The organism is Vibrio sp. A37, assembly GCF_059777565.1.
In genome coordinates, this window is record NZ_JBLNLI010000001.1 from 120,506 (window position 1) to 139,586 (window position 19,081).

The window sequence follows — 19,081 nt, forward strand, 5'->3', positions numbered from 1 at the left end:
AGTTGTTAAAGCTAAAGCCTATATTGCTTACTAGTATCCAATCTAGGGCGTGTTAACGTCCAAAACATCGAGTTGTGCTAAAGCCTGTTCAAAATCATATTCGCTTATTGCTCGGCTGATCTCTTTTATCACTTTACTTAGCTCTGGTTCATTGACCATTTCCAACAGCTCCTCTGCGATTTCCATCGCCTCAGTATCGTCCTCTTCCAACAAACCTCTAAGTTTAGCTACCATAGAGCTAAACACGTCCTGATCGAATTTAATACTACTATTTTTTTCGTCCGCAGCTTGCTCGAATATCGATAAGCCAACCAAAGTGTTATCGATCTCTCTAACAACGATATTCACTGTCTCAGATGGGTAATCAGCTGATTGTTTACAGATACTTTCGAGATCAGCGGCTGCCTTTTGCACTGCGATTGCACCAATATTTCCAGCGACAGCTTTCAACGAGTGAGCTAGCCTTTGAGCAGCTTGGCCATCATCTGAAGAAAATGCTGTTTTGAAAGACGCTTCAAAGTGCTCATACGCATCTCGATATTTGAAAATGAGCTTTCGATACAGCTTAGAATTGCCATTTGCGGTTGATAGCCCTTTCTCGACATCTATTCCGGGTAACTCGGGTATCGACAAGTGACTATCATCTTCCACAAGCTCCTGATTATTAAAGTCAACTCTGCTTTCTTTAGAAGGGTGAATCCACTTTGCCATAGTCGTATAGAGCTCTCTGACGTTAATTGGTTTGCCAATGTGGTCGTTCATACCTGCATCAATCACTTTCTCTATATCACCTGACATCACATTTGCTGTAAGAGCGATTATTGGTAAGTCTGAGAAGCGACTATCTTGGCGAAGCTTACGTGTCGCTGTATAACCATCCATAACTGGCATTTGGCAGTCCATCAAGACTCCGTCGAATGACTCTTGATCGAGCATGTCCAGTGCGATTTGTCCATTTTCTGCCACTTTAGCGTTAACGCCTGCAGATGCGAGTAGCTCCATAGCAAGCTCTTGGTTGATGTCGTTATCTTCAACTAACAGCACCTTAGCGCCACGAATTTTGCTTGCCGCATCGAGATCATCGGCAACTGGCCGCATTTGTTGCCGTTTTTCAGGATCATGACCAAATGCTTCCATCACCGCATCCAAAATGGTTGATGCGGAAATAGGCTTGCTTAACACACGAGCGAACCTCGCTCGTTTAGACGCTTCCAGTGCTTCGTCTCGACCAAACGCTGTGACCAAAATTACGGGCAAATCTGGTTGTTTATCATGTATCCGCATTGTAGCCTCTACACCATCAATATTCGGGATCTGCCAATCCATCACAATCAGATCTACTTCTCGTCGCTGCTGTTCAATATGCTCGATAGCTTGAGTACCTGAACTGTATGCTGTGACTTGAAAATCGAATGAAGAAAGAATGTCAGAAAATATTTTCCGTGCTGTCGAATTATCATCGACGACTAAAACGTGAAGTCCTTTTAACTCAGGAAGCTCAGGTTTAACTCTTCCAATAGGTGCATTTTTTTGATAGTTAAACTTCGCAGTAAAATGGAAAGTACTGCCTTTTTCTGCTTGGCTTGCCACCCATATTTCTCCGCCCATCATATGAGTGAGCTTCTTCGAGATGGTTAATCCTAGCCCAGTTCCACCGTATTTTCGCGTTATTGATGAGTCGGCTTGGCTAAACGACTCAAACAGTTTCTCTTGTTGATCTGAAGTCATTCCTATTCCAGTATCACTCACCGAGAAGTGTAAAATGACCGACTCACTATCTAGTTCTTTTACATCAACCTTTACCACTATCTCACCTTCATCAGTGAACTTAACAGCGTTGTTACCAAGGTTGGTGAGGATCTGACCTAACCGAAGTGGATCACCAATTAACATGGTCGGAGCCTCAGCAGAAACATCAAATAGTAGCTCAATCCCCTTTTCTTCCGCTCGGATTCCAACAAGATTCGCCAAACTGTCCATAACATCTTCTAAATGAAACTCTGTGGACTCAATGTCTAACTTTCCGGCTTCAATTTTGGAAAAGTCTAAAATGTCATTAATTATTCCCAGCAAGCTTTCTGCCGAACGGTTGACTTTTTCTATGTAATTTCTTTGTTTGTTGTCTAGCTCCGTGTTTAACGCGAGCCCAGACATACCTATAATGGCATTCATGGGTGTGCGAATTTCATGCGACATATTCGCAAGAAAATCAGATTTCGCTTTGGTGGCTTCCTCGGCGGCTTTCTTCGCTTCCTTCAGCGCATTTTCGGTTTCCTTACGATCAGTAATATCTGTCATAGTGATTCGAATCTCCTCTAATTCAGAACCACCATTAAAACTTGGTAACGCAGATACTTCGGCGATGATCTTTTCTCCATCCTGTCGAATAATCGGTATCTCATGACAAAAGAAGCTTTCACCAACACAAACTCCATCAAATAGTGCTTTGTGTTCGACAAATTCAGGACAAATAATGTCATGCCAGTTAATCGCTTGAATATCCTCACGCTCAATTGAAAGTAACTCTGAGAATGCCTTGTTGTGCTTAACAAAATTACCCTGGCGATCGATAGAGGCATAGGCGACTGGAGCATTCTCATACAGATCCCACAGCCTTCCTTCCCGCTCTTTGAGCGCCTTTTCGGCCGCTTTTCGCTCGGTAATATCCCGAATAATACCTACAAATATCGGCTCACCAGCCCAAAAAGCCTCATTCACCGCCAGATCCATTGGAAAAATTTCGCCGGTAGATCGCCTTCCTTCCAACTCCACGTTTCGAACCAAAATATGCTCTTCTTTAGTCTCTGCATATTTTTTTAAGTAGCCATCATGATTCGCTCGGTATGGCTCACCCATCAGCATTTTGATGTTTTGGCCAACGACTTCTTCTCGTTTATACAAAAAAATCTGTTCAGCGGCAGGGTTAAATTCTTGAACCGTACCGACAGAATTAATTGCAATAACGCCATCTTTGGTATTTTCGAAAATGGTGCGAGACCGACCTTCCGCCTCTTTAAGAGCTAGTGTCCGCTCTTCTACCCGGCTTTCTAGCTCTTCATTGGATCGACGCATAAAGCTGGTCGCCCGCTGTCCTATAGTCACCGTAAGCATGCTAGACGCGACGGCTAATAGCAAAGCAACAAATGCGGTGGAAAATAGATAAATGCGCATTTGATAAAAAGATTCCAATGCTTCCGACTTATCTATCTCAGTAGCAATACCTACCCCTAAGTTTTGGTTCCACATCCAAACACCAAGAACAGGTACACCACGATAGTCTCTATACCCTTCCACATTGGAATTGATGTGCGAATTTGTCTTGCCGCGAGCTGCCTTGCCCATCGCAATGACACTTTGCGCCATTGTGGTAAAAGGCTGCTCTTGAATAGGGGTTTTAGGACGAAAACCTTCTATCATATTTCCGCCGGGATCTTTGAGAGCCAAGAGCGTATCTTGCGTTTTCCCAGGCTGTAAAAGCCCAATTTCCTCCAAGGAGTCCACAAAGCGGCTTTCTGTGATCATTCCACCATCATGGTTTATCAAGTAGCTTTCGCCAGATCGACCAATACTGCCATGCTGCATAATTTTGGATAGCCTACCGCCAGGTAACAACCTTTGCGTCAATACGGCAATAACTTGCTCAGACTCATCTTCTATCGGCACTGCGAAAAACATGTTAAATGCATCTAGTTTGGTACTCACTCCATTTGAAGATTTTATTTCAACATCAGACAAGATGGGGGGGATAAATACCGCTTCTCCGTTAAAAGCTCGGTCAAGTAAATGGGGCGCTTGTATTGCGATCAAGTTTTTAGAGCCTAAGTTTGTATTTCGCCTTGAACCCACACTAATTCTGTCTTTATCAATTATGAAAAAGCCGATATCACCTAACTCATCAACATACTCACCAAAAAAGGCTCGAATCTCTTTTAGAGGCTCAGAGGTTTGCAGATTTTCCTTCTCAGGGGGAATCGCTAACAGTTTTTTGGTTAGCGATACTAGTTCTGGATGCTTGCCTAAGCTGGTTAGATAACTTTCGCTATCTCTAACCCATGTTTCCAAGCTTTCATTGGTTCGCTCTAGAACAAACACTAAATCCTTTTCTACGCTGCGTAATGTCGACTTCTTATTCTGCTCAATGGTGTGCCAAACCAGAAATAGAATGACAAACGAAATGACACATGTGATGGAGATAATTGAATACGTAAATGCTCTTGAAGCCACATACTTAGCGATAGATTCATTGGATAGAAACCGTGGCAATAGGAACGCCATCAAGAACATCAAAAAGCCGAGCATTAAAGCAATACTAATGAAAATTCTTATCGCACTGTCGTGTTCAGCTTCTTCGTAACCTGATGGCTTTGCATCGTGGTCATTAATTGTGTCGACAGAAGAAGGGTTCCATTTTTGAAAGTTGGCAATTCTCTCTTCTTGCGATATGAGATCAAACCCACGATTTATCTCATCAAGAAGCCTGATATTTCCTTCGGTTACAGCCGCTCGCCATGTGTCCGAAAAAAGGATATGGGCAGGTTCTAAGTTAAACTGTTCAAAGATATGATTTTTTTGCAGATAATAGGTCGCAGTTAAAGTGTCAGCTGAAAATACATCTAACTCACCACTATTTAGTGCGCTGATAAGGTCATGGTAATTTGGGTAAGAGATAATATTTGTGGGCGTAAGTCTATCTTTCAAATAGCCTTCGAGGAAATCGCCTTTCAATACCCCAATTTTCACGCCTTCTAAAGCTTTTAAAGTGTCAAACGAAGGTTGGTTGTTTCTTAAGATTATGTGAGAGCTAGTGCGAGTGAGAAGACTACCGTAATCTAAAAATTGATCTCTCTGCTCATTGTAATAAAGGCCCGCATGCACATCTGCGACTCCGCTTCCCACAGCTTGCAAGGTTTCGTCCCAAATATAGGGGACAAACTCTAATTTACGCCCGGTTTTTTCTGCCCATAAACGCCACATGTCAACAATCAGACCTGAAGCTGCTCCATGCTCATCTATAAATTGAAAAGGAACACAATCCTGACAGTATGCTATTTTGAGGGGCTTCTCAGTTGCAGAGTTAATTTGTAACTCTTGTTTCTGTGCAAAAGCTTGAAAAGAGGCAACCCAAAAACATATCAGTAGCCAAATTACTCGAGTCATCCTAACCATCCCTGTTCATCAACTCACGGTATTCATCTTTACTCTGAATTGCGTAGAGTATATCGCCCCTTTGATTTACAAACCTGAAATAAAGTGAAATGAAAAAGCAAAGGCTAATGGCATTCTATTTAAGATATACACATTTTAAATCCCTTGCGCCCACGTAATAACTAATATCTGATCAAGGTTTAGTAACTTTTGAGTGCGTTGACCTTTTGAGGTGAGTTTACATTGTAAATGCGAAGGAAATGAGTAGCTATTCAAGAAAATAGCCACATACAAAAGGAAAGATTTTAGGTTAAGATCTTTTTGGTTGTTTGTAGGTTTTTCCAGCAGCTTGGTAGGTTAGTTTTTGTTTAACCTCAAACATGCTATCAAAGAACCATGCTACGAACTTAATAACGTCATCACCTACATTCATGACATGTTCAACAAACTCTTGCTCTTTTCCTTCTTCATCGGATTGAGTGGTTACGTGATACACACGCTGTTCGCCTTCTACTTCAGCAATAGCAAACTGGCCAGTTAGCGATTTTGCAGCATGTGCAACCTCTTCATTTTCACTCGACTTAAGGATTTCTAACGCTTGTGGCAAATTTTCTGCTTCACACAAATTAATCACAAGCGCTTCAAATTCATCTTGTTGCATGTTTTATTACTCTTAACGATTTGCTGCGTATTATACCTAAGCACAGCAAATATTCACCTGAATGTCACTTGGGTAGAGTCTCCGCCATTGACTCATTTGCCTCAAACCGCTTAACACCTCCAAGTGTAGTGATCAACACTGCGGCCATAATGATACTTACCGCCAAATAAAAGGCACCGACAGTGACTTGGCTAGACACCCACCACTTGACAATATAGCCTCCAGCAATTCCAGCGACTCCCATTTGAACTGCTCCAGTTAAAGCGGAGACTGCTCCAGCCTGACGTTTATGTGGGGACAAAAGCATACTAATCGAGAGTGGGAAAGATAACCCTTGAGCGACTGTCATGAGAGTAAATGCTCCAATCAAGTTGAACAGCGACAACGGGGTGACAATCAGCCACATTCCAGACAAAGCAATTAACATGATAGATAACACTAATAGCTGGCTGGTCGATAGTACTTTATTTATCACGTTCAGCACCATACTGCCTACCATTAGCCCAGCAGAAGGAATAATCATATACATTCCGTAAGATTCTACAGTCACACCTAATTGCTTCTGCAATAAAAATGGGAATATAGAAACCGAGACCACCGAAATCAAATACGTTAACCAGTTATAACTCGCACTCGAAATAACCTGAGGGTTTCGGCATAAGTGCCAATAATTATTTGTGACCGCTACTATTTCAAAGCGTTTTTTATCATAGGGTAACGTCTCAGGTAACAGCATCGAACCTAAGACAAACATAACCAATAGATAAATAAGTACAAAGCCAAATACGGACTGCCAGCCGAGATGAAACGCAATCCATCCCCCCAATGCGGGTGATACGACAGGTACAATAGAAGCTGTCATAGCAAGGTAAGTCATTGAGCGTGTTAAATCTGGGCCCTCATAACTGTCACTCAGTACACTGCGACCCAACACTGAGGCACTGCCTGCTCCCAACCCCTGTAAAACTCGGCCAATCACTAACCAAGTAAAATTGTCAACAAACAAGACGCACAACACAGTACCGATTAAGTATACCCCTTGCCCAATCAAAAAGACTGGCCTCCTACCTATCGCATCAGACAATGGGCCGTAAAACAGTTGAGAACCACCGAAACAGACTAAAAAAACAGTCACGAGTAGTTGAGCATCTGCGCGAGTTATCGATAACGCCTCGCTAATCAGTGGCAAGGAAGGTAAGTAAATACTGACACCAACTTGTCCAGTCGCAATAATCATAATTGCGAGAAACAAGGGCGCCTTATTAAATTTATTTTGCTGTTCTCTTTTCATAAAAACAGTTTATATTGTTAACCTATAAATGATAATAATTCATTCGGGAAACAGATTATTTCCAAATAAGAATCAATAAGGGGATTTATGGATTGGATTCAGAGCGTACAAACCTATTTAAAGGTGGTTGAAGAGAAAAGCTTCAATGGAGCAGCGAGAAAACTCAACACAACGAGTTCGGCAGTGAGTAAAAGGATTCACTGGTTAGAAGAGAGGATTGGCGCACAACTGTTAAAGCGTACTACTCGCTCAGTGACACAAACTGAAGCTGGAGCACTATTTTACCAAAGAGCCAAAGACCAACTGGACGGTTGGCAATCTGTTGTGGACGAAACACGCTCTGTCAATCAAACCCCTGTTGGGTTACTCAAAATTGGAGCCACCTTGGCAGTTGGCTCTAAGTTTTTAGTACAATACCTCAACGACTTTCTCTTAAAATATCCCGATATCCGAATTCAACTCACCACAACGACTCCCGGACAACTACCTGAGCTCAGTTTAGATGTCATTATCAGCCGTGAATTAGAGCAGATTAATTCGTTGAGCTTTATCGCAACACCTTTATACGACCACAAAGCTGGCTTCTACGCCTCTCCAAAATATATTGAAAGATTTGGTCGCCCCACAACAGTAGAAGAACTAAAAGTTCACAACACCTTAATTTGGGGGGAGAGAGCCCAACGAGAAATTCGCTTATCTCAGGGGCAAAGAATCATGCTTTCAGGCAACTTTTTTACCACTAACCCAGAAGCCATTTTTTACGCTGCTAAGCATGGGCTTGGTATCCTACTATCCGCAGATAGGATGATTAGGGACGAGCTCAACCAGGGAGTTCTTGAGCGTATTTTACCCGATGTTACAGCAGATGAAGCAACGGTATATGCTTACTACCCGAAATTAGATTACAGACATACTAGGACACATTTGTTCCTAAGTTACTTAAAAGAAAGGTTAAAAGAAAACCCCAAAGTCCATTGAACAAAATATGACAAAAAAGTACCAACAAAAAAGTACCATCAAAACATAATTACTAACTGTATGAATTTGGACAAAAATTGAGTTATAACGAGCTCGAGCGAGCGTTGAAGACTGGAATTATATGCAATACATGCCATAGTGTAAATGTGCATACTGATTATAAATAATGTGAACTAAGTTCACAACAACGTGAGTTAACCACTATGGCTAGAGATATAAAGGTTAGCAGCGACATTATCAATTTTGGAACAATAAATAACATTTTACTTCTTGAAGGAAAAGCATTACTGGACGAAGTTACTCAAGTACTACATAAGCATTTTAAGACTTTTAGCACCAGTATTGTGGAAATTGATAAGCTGCATTACAACGCTCGGACTTTATCATTTTGCTGCAAAAATGAGACATTTTATGAAGAGTCGTATCAACTTCAAGGAACGCCGTGCGAGCATGTCGTAAAGTCTGAGCAGCTTTTCTTCCTTTATCCTTCAAACTTAAAAAGCAACTTTCCCTACGATCCTAGTATCACTCAAAACAATATTGTGGCGTATTTGGGAATACCATTGAGAGCCAGTTCCGGTGAAGTGTTAGGGATTTTATCTTCCAAGTTTCAGCACCAACTCATTGATGCTGAAGAAGTGATCCGTTATCACCAAATTTTAGCTAATGTAGTCGTTCATGGGTTACGCATGAAATGGCTCACCGAGCGGTCTGACTTTTTGGTTAATCAGCTGAGCTACGAAGTTTCTCACGACAACTTAACAGGCTTGATGAATCGAAGTTGCCTCTCAGATAAACTCGAGGCACTGACAAGCTCTCCTCATGACTTTTTTACTTTAGCCTACCTCGATATCGATAATTTCAAGCAACTGAATGACATTCACGGTAACTACATTGGCGATCAGGTTATTAAATATGTTGCCAAAGTCGTTACTCAAACCGTCCCTGAATCTCATTTAGTATTTCGCATAGCTGGAGATGAATACGCCTTCATTACTTTTTCTAACGATCCATTAGATATTTGCTTGAGTATCAACAAGCAGCTCCAGTCAGGATTTACAGCTTCTTCACGCAATATTAAACTCAGTGTTAGCTTTGGCTTAGCTCGCAAAACTGAGCAAAACATTCATCCGGATCAGTTGATTCTTAATGCGAGCCTCGCACTTAAGTCTGCCAAACAATCTTCGACCAGCCACACATGTTGCTACGACACGCAGCTAAGTGCTCAATATTACCGAAGAACTATGGTCATTGATGCCTTGCGATATGCTCTGGAGAATTCACTCAATCCTGCCAACCAAATCTATGTCGCTATCCAGCCTATTGTTAAAAAGCGAGCCCAACAGTGGGCTCATTTCGAAGTATTAGCTCGCTGGAGAACGGAGTCCTTAGGTGAAATATCCCCGGTGGAATTTATCTCTGCTGCGGAAGAGTCAGGCCTTATCATTGAGCTTGGCGAGAGAATTGTAGAGCTTGCCTGCCAATCGAAATTGCAAATTGAGGCTGAGCTTGGCCGCAAAGTCACTTATAGCTTGAACTGTTCTGCCCATCAGTTAAGCGATTCAAGTCGGTACCTTGAGCACTTGACCACAACGGTTAATCGTTATGGATTCTTGCCAAAAGAATTTACAATTGAGCTGACCGAAACGGTTTTATTAACTAAAACCGACCAAGTGGAGTCGATATTGGCGAAGCTTCGCTCTCTTGGATTTAGAGTCGCTTTAGATGACTTTGGTACAGGATATTCCAGCTTGAATTATATCCATAGCTATCCTATTGATTGCATAAAAATAGACGCCACTTTTGTTCGAAATATGCATCTGAACGAAACATCTGAACGAGTCGTTTGGCTCATCATTCAACTCGCTCAGCAACTGAAAGTCGATTTAGTGGCGGAAGGGGTGGAAGATCGTAAAACGCTTGAGAAGCTATATTCCATGGGTTGCAACCAAATACAAGGCTATTACTATTCTCCACCAGAAGAGACCCGAGTAATGATTGACAAAATAAGTCAAAATCAAAGAAAGAAGCTAAAAGTCATTAACGGTTGAACCTAAAGCAATCATCGCGTTAGATAACGCAGTCAGCGAAAGTATCAACTACCGGTATTCGAGGAGCTGTTGGCCGCTAACTGGATCTGCTTTCTATTCAGTAGCGCGTCAAGACGATTACGCTGAGCGATAAAGTCTCTCATTTCTGAACTAGGTACAGAGTGAGCCATCGGTATTTTAGCGGTTACCGCATTCACAGGGTGACCTTTTACAATCAATTCATAGTGAATGTGAGGGCCAGTCACTCGACCAGTACTACCTGAAAGCGCGATTTTCTGCCCTCTTTTCACTCTTTGGCCACGTTTAACTAAAATTTTGCTTAGATGTAGGTAGCGAGTCTTGTAGTTATTACCATGTTGGACAACCACATATTTTCCAGCATAAGGGTGATTTCGAATTAACGTGACCACGCCATCGCCTGTAGACACAACTGGTGTACCTGTCGGAAGCGCCCAGTCTGTACCGTTGTGTGGAGCAATTCTCCCTGTCACAGGATGGCGACGTTTAGGATCGAATGAAGAACTCATACGATATCGACCAACAAATGGTTTCCGTTGAAAGGCTCGCTCGAGGCTATTTCCATTCTGATCGTAGTATTGTCCATCTTTGTATAGATAGGCAGAGATCACTTGGCCACGATTAAAAATCTTTACTGCTTGAATTTCCTTGTTTCCGGTCGCTTTGCCATCGACAAATTGACGGGCCTCAACGACTTCAAACTTATCACCAGCTCTCAAGTCTCGAGCAAAATTAATTTTATCGCCTAAAACTGAAACTATCTGCTCAATCTCATTATTACCGATACCCAACGCATTAATTGACTTTGAGAAACTTCCTTGGATAGTGCCTGCGATGGCATAATCTTTCCAGTTACCCGGAACGGTAACGCTATCGTAACTATAAGACCCATCATCTAAGCGGGAATAAACCGCCCGTTCAGCCAAACTAAACTGCAGCTCCATCTTTTGCAAAAATTTATGATCGTCAGAGCGCCAAAACTTTAATGTATCACCAGGCTTGAGCGTATCCAATTTTAGATAGTTTAAGTCCGTCTCCATTATCTTCATCATCTCTTTATAAGAAAAGCCGAGTTTGTCGAAGATAACGCTTAGACTGTCACCAGATTTAATTACGTACTCGTAATCAGGAATATCAATAATGGTTTCTGGAGGTGTTGGTGCTGCATCAGGAGCGATAACCGTTGGTACCGAAACAGAAACGGAAACATGAGAGAAGTTCTGGTTTAAAGAAGTAAAAACCACTCCAGCCACTACTGGTAAAAATGCAATTAGAACTTTTTTTTGTTTTGAAAATGCAGAAAAGCGCTCAGTAATGGAACTTGGTACCACAGTTTTCCCCGAAATAACGACCTCATAAGCTGCAAAGAGTAAGTGTTTATGAATAAAAAGTCACTCTTTATCTATTCAAACTGCCTGCTACAGAGAATGGAACACATACAGAGAAGTGATGAACAATGAGAAGAAAAAAGGCGCCAAGCGCCTTTTTGTGTTTGAAATGCCCAAAAATAGACATGTTACTAAATATGTATTCTATTGGTGGGTAGACACTAAACCATTGTCCTCGCCAAGGCCATTTGGCTTGTACAAGTCCGCCTGAGGGTCATTTAACCATTTTTCATCATCAACTAAATAGCGAAACTCAAATTGTCCGTCTTTAGGTAAGCGAGTTTTGTATTTAAATGTCTTTGTTTTCGCTACTTTCTTCATCTCTACAGGCTGCCAGTCCAGAAAATCTGCAACTAACGCGATTGAGCGACTTGCCTCTGCTGCTGGCACTTCAAAAGTAACCTCTACTTCATTTTTAGTTTTAAAGTAACGCTTACTGATCATCCTAATACTCCCTACACGTCATTATATGTGAACTATGTCATATGCTAATTAAGAGTAGATAATAGGCAATTTGATTGCAATCTACAATACGCACCTTACAACTCAACAGTTTAACAGCTGTGGGATGGCTTAAAAGTAGACAATAGTAGATAGATAAAATCTACAAAAGCTCTAATTGGGCAAGCACGAATGTTTATTCATGTGGTCGAATTTTAAGCGTATTAAAGTGGTACTGTTCCGAGACCATTAAAATAAATGAGTGAGCATAAGCCTTTGAATTTGAAGGAACCTCTCCTCCAGTGACTTCTAAACGAATCAAATCTCCATCCGTTTCTATTGTTTCAACACTGATTTCACGCCCGAGCCATTCACTATCGACTAACTTCATGAACCCACTTTCACTGTCATATCTGAAGCTACAAAGGAAGTAAGAATCCTCACTCGCTCCGTTGGACACAATAACAATTGCTGAGTAAACATGTTCTTTATCCAATCCAAGAGGGAATACTGTATTGATGTCTAACTTAACAATCCCTATAGAATCGTCATGTTTGTCTTTATACCGGCCGGATGCAATATTAGTTGTGTGATCAACACTACCAATATGTGCCGTGACATCTTTACTTGGTATTTTGAGAATAAAAGGTTTGGTTGAATCAACGCCAAATGTTTGGTTCAAAACAGAATTGCTGGAGCCGTCGTTTATCAGCGTCGTTGACTCTCTTTGAGCCACGATGTTTTCGTGACGAATGGCCGCGATAGTCGCAGCAACGATTAAAAAAATTGCAGCCACTCTAACAACAATTGATTTTGGACGTTTGTTTGTTTTCACTTGTTTCAACTGACAATGACACACTATTACTAAGTGTATTCATTAGATGAATAATTTGCGTATAGAGTAACTCTTTAAACTTGACGAAAGTAGACGATTCAATGCAACAAGATGAATAATTACAAAAAAACACTCCACTAGACTTGCATCTAGATGAAGTGCTTTTTCGCTTCAAAGCTCAAACTATTTATTGGGCTATCGATTGCTAGTACTTATTCTAGTTTCCCAGCTCCTATTAGCTTGATCAAACTGTTTGCCTGTTGCTCCAAACAAGAAATCACAACCTTTAGCGAGGCTATTTGCTGGAACAACAACTTCGATATAAACGCCAGTTTCCGCTGTATTTGCTTGCTCTAGCGCATGATTTAGTTCGCCTAAGTTAGTTACCCGTCGAGTCAACCAGTTGCAACCTAAACTCTTTGGTAAATCAGCAAAATGCCATTGCGCAACATCGTTATAGTCTTCATCTGGATAGCGGTTGGTGCACCTTTCAGCTAAGTATCCACCATTATTCACCACAATATAGATAGGTTTTGCATCATATCTTTCAAGTGTCCCCAATTCGGTCGCTGTCATTTGGTGCCCGCCTTCTCCACAAATAATCAAGCAACGACGCTCTGGAGCCGCGATACAGTTGCCTAAGATTGCAGGCGTCCCCCATCCAATCGCTCCCCATGAAAGCTGAGATTCTAAATCTACACCTTCTGGTAAATTCACTCTTGCAGAAAAGCACATAGAGGCCATGGCAGTATCAGAAACCACTATATCGCCGGGCTTGATAAATTGCTGAAGTCGTTCATACAAAGGCTCATACTCGATGATATCGCTAGCGTCACCTGTTGGGGCTCCTATTACGACCTCAGAAGATTTAAGTACAGGAATAGTTTGAGCGACCTTCTTAGTAAGTACTTTATTTAGTTGAGATAACACATCTTTTAGCTCAACACCTTCAAAAAAGTTGTCTCCAATCTGAGTACAATGAGGTCCAATTTTAATCAGTCCATTTCTATCAAAAGCCAACGTGTGCAAAGCGTTGTTAAAATCATGATTTTCCGTCGCTAACGCGATGATACAATCACAGTCTTCTACCCTATCTGTCACCACTGACTCAGACCACCCTTTCCAATGGCCATTGTAGCTGCCAATGTAATTTGGATGTTGCATCGATAAAACACCTCGATCTTGATTCAACTCTGCGAAAGGCAAGCCAGACTTTTCGATGAACGTACTAGCCAATTCAACCCCATCGTACCGGCGCAAAGAATAACCAGGCAGCACGCAGCTTTGTTTAGCGTTACTCACGCGGGAAAAAATTTCACTTACCACTTTATCCAAAGTCTCTGAGTCACTTTTCACATTCGTAAAGGGAATTGCTTGCTCTTGCTCAGGGAAAATGACGGGCGAATGTGGCACATCACGAGGAAAAGCCATATATACTGGTTTCGAGTAGTATTTCATCGCTGCCAGAACTCGCTGAGTCTCATAGACACAGTTTTCTGGCGTGATAACCACTGCGCTGTCTTCCCCTGCGGTCAATGGACGGATCATGTCCACAAACACATCGTAGCGAGGAACAGGATCACCGACCATGTGGTGGTAACGAGTTTTGCCATCTTGCTCTTGTATACCAGGCATACCCGCTAGAGCAATCACTTTTGAGTTTTCAGCATGCGCACCCGCTAAACCACCAAAAGTACACAACTCCCCTGCACCGTATGTAGTGACAAGTACACTGGCGCCTCTTGTACGTGCATACCCATCCGCCGCGTAGCTCGCATTTAATTCGTTCGAGCAACCAATCCAACGAAGCTGTTCATCGTCCATAATAGCGTCACACACTGGGTAGACAAAATCACCAGGAACGCCAAACACATCCGTCACACCGAGTTCTTTAATTTGGCCCAAAACATATTCAATAACGGTCATTTCTTTTTTCATAACTTGTACCTTATGGCAAGCGCTGACAGCACTTGCGCATTAAAAATGGGAGGATGAAAACTTTGCTTAGTAACCCGCTTTGTCGTATGGGCCTTTGCCTTTTCGGTAAACCAGCAACGTGCGAGTAAATGACAGCACTTCTTGTTTATCCTTATCAAAGGCACGCGTTACAACGGTAACGATGCCCTGTTCTGGACGAGAGTTGGACTCCCTTTTCTCAATAATCTCAGAAGTTACACTTAACTTTTCACCCGGGAAGAGCTCTCGATTTAACTTCATATCTTTCCATGCTAAATTGGCAACCACGCGGCCCAAAGCGCGAGTGGTACAAGCTGTCATTGCTCCCATCCAGTAAGCTTCTGTCACCGGACAATTACCCTCTTTTCCTTGCTCAGGGAAATACTCGTTGTAATAAGTTGGGTCAACGTATTTAGGGTTCCACTCCATAGAACGTTGCGCGTGTTCTACCGCTTCCTCTGGACGAATAATTTTGTAAGCAGCGTGCTGGTAAGTCTCACCGGGTAGTAAGTCTTCAAAGTAGATACCCACTGTTTCTTTTAGAGCACCATCTTCTTCTAACTTATATGCTGAGAATTTTTCGTCGGTTAGGTTAAAGTCAAACTCAGTTTTGCCAAAGTATGGATGACGACCAAACTTATAAATTCGAATTTTATAATCTACCTTGGTTACAACTTCATCATTTTGATTGATACCGCGAGTCTGCACAGTGACTAACCCACAATCGAAACCTTCTAAGTTCTCTACCGATAAGATTTCACTTTCTGCGTAAAGAGTATCGCCACCAAACACGGGACGTGTCATTGCAATATTAGTGAATTCTACAATGCGATCTTTACGAGCAAAGGTTTTCCAGCTGCTACCAATGACCTTTTGTAAAGTCATGGTGCTCACCCCTAAGCACTGTCCCCATTCTGTCTGCGAGGCGTAGTGGTTGTCGTAGTGAAGCTGAGCGGAATTCATGGTATCTGTCGCTTCATCAACATTATCTTGCTGACTAATGGTGATACCTGGACGATGGCGAAACACCTGACCTTTTTCAAACTGCTCGAAATCCAAGCCGAAGGTTTCACGATAAGTATTTTCTTTAACTTTTGCGTATGCACTAAACATGGCGTTACCCCTTATTTGATTAGACCCATTGCGGTTGCTTGCGTGGTTAATTCTTCTCTAAAACTTGGATGTGCTAAATTAATCAGTGTTCTAGCACGCTGGCTATTGGACATTCCGGCCAAGTTCGCGCAACCAAATTCTGTTACCACATGTTGCACGTCAGTTCTTGCGGTTGTTACGATGTTGTTCAAGCGAGGAACGATTTTTGACAACTGCCCGCCTTTTGCTGTCGAGGCTGCAGCTAAGAAGCTCTTACCACCACGTGAGTTCGCAGCACCTCGAACAAAATCTACTTGTCCACCTGTACCAGTAAGCTGTTTCCAAGCAACGGATTCAGAAGCCACTTGGCCAAACAAATCGATTTCAACAAATGAGTTGATAGAAATCATGTTGTCGATTTTCTCGATAACACTGGAATCATTTACATAAGATGCTGGGTAACAAAGCATCGATGGGTTGTTATCCATGACATCGTAATATTCTTGGCTAGGTAACATGGCGACATTAAATACCGTGTGATGACGATGTAGATTTTTATATTTGTTTGTCACATTACCGTTTTTGATTAAGTCAATTTGCGAGCTACACAGTAACTCTGTGTGGATACCTAAATCATTTTTTTCAAGAAGGAACTTACCCACAGCATCCGGCACACCACCAATACCAAGCTGAATACACGCACCGTCTGGTATGTAGTTAATAATGTGCTCAGCAATCGCGTGATCGGTCTCTTTGGCTGGTTTGTTTGGCAGTATCAAAAGATCACTGGTGTGCTCAATAATGGCGTCAACTTCACTCACATGCATGATGCCATCACCAAATGTACGTGGCATGTTTTCATTCACTTCAACAATAATTCGTTTTGCACGTCTTGCCGCGGGGATTGAAAAACTACCATCCAAACCAAAACTGAAGTAGCCATGCTCATCCATCGAAGACACTTGCAACATATGCACGTCAGGGTCACCTTCCTGAGTTAGGAAGCCTGACTCCATATGGCTAAAGTGCCCAGGAATAAACTCGGGATATTGTACTTTTCCTAGATGGTTTTTAGCTGTTTGCAATAGAGTACCGATCTCACCACCCATAAAAGGAAGTTGTAAATGAACGGTTTTTAGAACTTCTGGGTCGTTGAAATAACTCACTACCTTAGCTGAGCTTCGAAACAAATAGGCATCAATGGGATGGGTGAATAGCCCATTTTTTGCTGCATTCGCAAATGCTTCGCTTATCGCGATCGGCGTTGCAGCATAGCATCCAAAAGTGACAAACCGAGCTTCAGGGAGAAATTTATATATCGCTTCGTCAGCCGACATCAACTTTCCTTGATAAAGCTCTTGGGCCACAGTAAATTGTTTGATTTCAGTATTCATCGTGAGCTCCTAATATTCGCAACCGACTTTTTCTAAAATGTCTTGGCTTCGTTTCACGACTGGCACGTCTAGCATTTTGCCTTTGTACTGACACGCTGAGCCATTCGCTTGCTTAAAGGTAATTAGGATCTCTTTCGCTTCATCAATTTCGTCTTCGGAAGGGAAGAAAACTTCATTGATAGTGGCCAACTGAGCTGGATGAATAGCGATTTTGGCATTAAATCCCATCGCTTTAATTTGCTCAGTCTCTTTGAACAAGCCAGCTTCATCTTTGAAATCGAGATATGGGACATCCCAAGCTGCTTTACCCGCGTACTTCGCCGCTTGAACAACACGCGCCCGGTATACAGCTGTAGTACTAAAGTCGAGCTCAACACCTAGATCAGCTGCGAGGTCTGCGCCTCCGAAGCCTAAGGCAATAACGTCAGGATAAGCCGCGATTTGATGTGCATTTTCTAGACCGACAGCGGTTTCGATTGCCGCAATAAACTGAACATGTTTCTCTCTACCTAAATTAAGCAGCTGGGAGTACAGTTCGAGTTCTTGAACGTTTTGAACCTTGGGTAAGAAAATGACATCGGGAACCACTTTTTCTCGCACAAGGCAAACAATGTCTTTTAGACCTGCATGAGTGCTAATCGCGTTGACACGAATAGCCGTTATCATTGGATGATCTGCAGGGATGCTGATATTTTTCTGCAGATAATCAATCAGAATTTCTCTAGCCTGATCTTTATATCGCAAAGCAACCGCATCTTCTAAATCCAGCACAACCATCTGTGCTTCTTTATTGTTCGCTGATTTTTCAAATCGCTCTGGACGATTAGCAGGAGTAAATAACACGGAATTGCAAAGTTCTGGTTTAATGTTATTCATAACATTCCCCTATTTAAAGGAAGTAAATTAAGATTTATTGGACAAGAACCAATTTATTTCTCATGAAGAACTTTAAACACAGCAGAATTAAAAAGATCAGTTGCGTGATTCGCAATAATTTGAATTAATCATATATATCATTAAGTTAAAAGATCGGTTAATTTAGGTTCCCAATATTTAATTAATAAATAAGTAAAAGCCTCAGCGATTAAATCTGAGGCTTTATATAAGGATTAGCAGCACAACCTAATTATTAGAACCTTCCTTGAAGGCCTACCATAACACCCTTAAATACTGTGTATTGAGTGATTAACGCCGTGCCAATTAAGCCTATACCAATATGATTTTGCCAAGGATAAATAAACGCCTGCACTTCTAAAGGTATTCCAACTGCATTGCGGTTTCTGACCGTATAGCTACTTGGACTATTGGCGTCACCATAAGTAACCGTTTCATCATCACCAGCAAAATAACTGAATCCAGTAGAAGCTGATACATACCCATTAGTACTTCCCGAAATAGTACCTCGATCAATCCACCCATACTCAGCAGCAATTTCTGTACCTGACAAACTCATTTTATCCCAATTTGAATCAGGGTAATAATTAGGCAAGATGATCCCAGTATCTGCTGGATTATCATCCCAGCTCTGAGCTTTAAGCGTGATTAACCTGTGAAGCGAAAGTTGGTAGTTAAGCTCTAAGCTCACTAGAGGGTTAGTTCCTTCTGAATCATTTTGATATTGATGATTATAGTTATCATCTAGTCCTCGATACTGATTCGCTCCACCGTATCCAATCCCAAGTGTTATCCAAGTTTTTTGTCCTGGGGTTAACTTATTAAATTGCTCTTGGGTCATCTGTGTCGCATTCGCTTGAGAGGAAAAGAACATGAGTAGCGCGATGATGGCCCAAAAATTTAGACCCTGTTTGATTAAGTTATTCATAATTAAAAA

Annotated in this window: 13 protein-coding genes; 2 read left to right on the top strand and 11 right to left on the bottom strand. The window is 41.8% G+C overall.

The genetic code is table 11. The annotated features are described in order from the left end of the window. Window positions 1-42: 42 nt before the first annotated feature. The 3 genes from ACM2FC_RS00535 to ACM2FC_RS00545 all read right to left on the bottom strand — a co-directional run bounded on the left by ACM2FC_RS00535 (window position 43) and on the right by ACM2FC_RS00545 (window position 7,097). Window positions 43-5,157 carry a response regulator gene (locus tag ACM2FC_RS00535; RefSeq protein WP_498478861.1) on the bottom strand — a complete coding sequence of 1,705 codons (5,115 nt, stop codon included), beginning with the start codon at window positions 5,155-5,157 and terminating at the stop codon, window positions 43-45. Between the two features lie 298 nt (window positions 5,158-5,455). After that, window positions 5,456-5,806 carry a hypothetical protein gene (locus ACM2FC_RS00540; RefSeq protein ID WP_498478862.1) on the bottom strand — a complete coding sequence of 117 codons (351 nt, stop codon included), beginning with the start codon at window positions 5,804-5,806 and terminating at the stop codon, window positions 5,456-5,458. A gap of 64 nt (window positions 5,807-5,870) precedes the next feature. Then, entirely contained in the window at window positions 5,871-7,097 is a 1,227-nt protein-coding gene (locus ACM2FC_RS00545; RefSeq protein ID WP_498478863.1) for a multidrug effflux MFS transporter, read from the bottom strand. Between the two features lie 87 nt (window positions 7,098-7,184). On the opposite strand from ACM2FC_RS00545, the gene ACM2FC_RS00550 reads away from it, so the two are divergent. Beyond that, window positions 7,185-8,075: a LysR family transcriptional regulator gene (locus ACM2FC_RS00550; RefSeq protein WP_498478864.1), complete on the top strand. Its 891-nt coding sequence runs from the start codon at window positions 7,185-7,187 to the stop codon at window positions 8,073-8,075. 203 nt (window positions 8,076-8,278) lie between these two features. Then, window positions 8,279-10,126, top strand: a complete 1,848-nt coding sequence (locus tag ACM2FC_RS00555; protein ID WP_498478865.1) for a putative bifunctional diguanylate cyclase/phosphodiesterase — start codon at window positions 8,279-8,281, stop codon at window positions 10,124-10,126. Window positions 10,127-10,170: 44 nt separating this feature from the next. Here the strand turns inward: ACM2FC_RS00555 and shyA are convergent, their stop codons facing one another. From shyA to ACM2FC_RS00595, 8 genes are all read right to left on the bottom strand, one after another. Then, on the bottom strand, window positions 10,171-11,475 hold the full coding sequence (shyA, locus tag ACM2FC_RS00560) for a peptidoglycan DD-endopeptidase ShyA (protein WP_498478866.1): 1,305 nt from the start codon (window positions 11,473-11,475) through the stop codon (window positions 10,171-10,173). Window positions 11,476-11,676: 201 nt separating this feature from the next. Continuing rightward, on the bottom strand, window positions 11,677-11,976 hold the full coding sequence (locus ACM2FC_RS00565; protein ID WP_498478867.1) for an isoamylase early set domain-containing protein: 300 nt from the start codon (window positions 11,974-11,976) through the stop codon (window positions 11,677-11,679). A gap of 193 nt (window positions 11,977-12,169) precedes the next feature. After that, a complete protein-coding gene (locus ACM2FC_RS00570; RefSeq protein WP_498478868.1) occupies window positions 12,170-12,808 on the bottom strand; it encodes a hypothetical protein in 639 nt (212 codons plus the stop codon). Between the two features lie 195 nt (window positions 12,809-13,003). Next, window positions 13,004-14,746: an alpha-keto acid decarboxylase family protein gene (locus ACM2FC_RS00575; protein ID WP_498478869.1), complete on the bottom strand. Its 1,743-nt coding sequence runs from the start codon at window positions 14,744-14,746 to the stop codon at window positions 13,004-13,006. Between the two features lie 66 nt (window positions 14,747-14,812). Further along, on the bottom strand, window positions 14,813-15,877 hold the full coding sequence (locus ACM2FC_RS00580) for a hypothetical protein (protein WP_498478870.1): 1,065 nt from the start codon (window positions 15,875-15,877) through the stop codon (window positions 14,813-14,815). A gap of 11 nt (window positions 15,878-15,888) precedes the next feature. Further along, the gene (locus ACM2FC_RS00585; protein ID WP_498478871.1) at window positions 15,889-17,250 is read right to left on the bottom strand and encodes an acetyl-CoA hydrolase/transferase family protein; all 1,362 of its coding nucleotides are present in this window, start codon (window positions 17,248-17,250) and stop codon (window positions 15,889-15,891) included. Window positions 17,251-17,259: 9 nt separating this feature from the next. Then, window positions 17,260-18,126 carry an HpcH/HpaI aldolase/citrate lyase family protein gene (locus ACM2FC_RS00590; protein ID WP_498478872.1) on the bottom strand — a complete coding sequence of 289 codons (867 nt, stop codon included), beginning with the start codon at window positions 18,124-18,126 and terminating at the stop codon, window positions 17,260-17,262. A 253-nt stretch (window positions 18,127-18,379) separates the two neighbouring features. Further along, entirely contained in the window at window positions 18,380-19,072 is a 693-nt protein-coding gene (locus ACM2FC_RS00595) for a hypothetical protein (RefSeq protein ID WP_498478873.1), read from the bottom strand. Window positions 19,073-19,081: the final 9 nt, after the last annotated feature.

Coding starts and splice junctions, on each gene's coding strand:
- ACM2FC_RS00535 (WP_498478861.1), bottom strand. CDS start 5,157: ATGACTCGAGTAATTTGGCTACTGATATGTTTTTGGGTTGCCTCTTTT.
- ACM2FC_RS00540 (WP_498478862.1), bottom strand. CDS start 5,806: ATGCAACAAGATGAATTTGAAGCGCTTGTGATTAATTTGTGTGAAGCA.
- ACM2FC_RS00545 (WP_498478863.1), bottom strand. CDS start 7,097: ATGAAAAGAGAACAGCAAAATAAATTTAATAAGGCGCCCTTGTTTCTC.
- ACM2FC_RS00550 (WP_498478864.1), top strand. CDS start 7,185: ATGGATTGGATTCAGAGCGTACAAACCTATTTAAAGGTGGTTGAAGAG.
- ACM2FC_RS00555 (WP_498478865.1), top strand. CDS start 8,279: ATGGCTAGAGATATAAAGGTTAGCAGCGACATTATCAATTTTGGAACA.
- ACM2FC_RS00565 (WP_498478867.1), bottom strand. CDS start 11,976: ATGATCAGTAAGCGTTACTTTAAAACTAAAAATGAAGTAGAGGTTACT.
- ACM2FC_RS00575 (WP_498478869.1), bottom strand. CDS start 14,746: ATGAAAAAAGAAATGACCGTTATTGAATATGTTTTGGGCCAAATTAAA.
- ACM2FC_RS00580 (WP_498478870.1), bottom strand. CDS start 15,877: ATGTTTAGTGCATACGCAAAAGTTAAAGAAAATACTTATCGTGAAACC.
- ACM2FC_RS00585 (WP_498478871.1), bottom strand. CDS start 17,250: ATGAATACTGAAATCAAACAATTTACTGTGGCCCAAGAGCTTTATCAA.
- ACM2FC_RS00590 (WP_498478872.1), bottom strand. CDS start 18,126: ATGAATAACATTAAACCAGAACTTTGCAATTCCGTGTTATTTACTCCT.
- ACM2FC_RS00595 (WP_498478873.1), bottom strand. CDS start 19,072: ATGAATAACTTAATCAAACAGGGTCTAAATTTTTGGGCCATCATCGCG.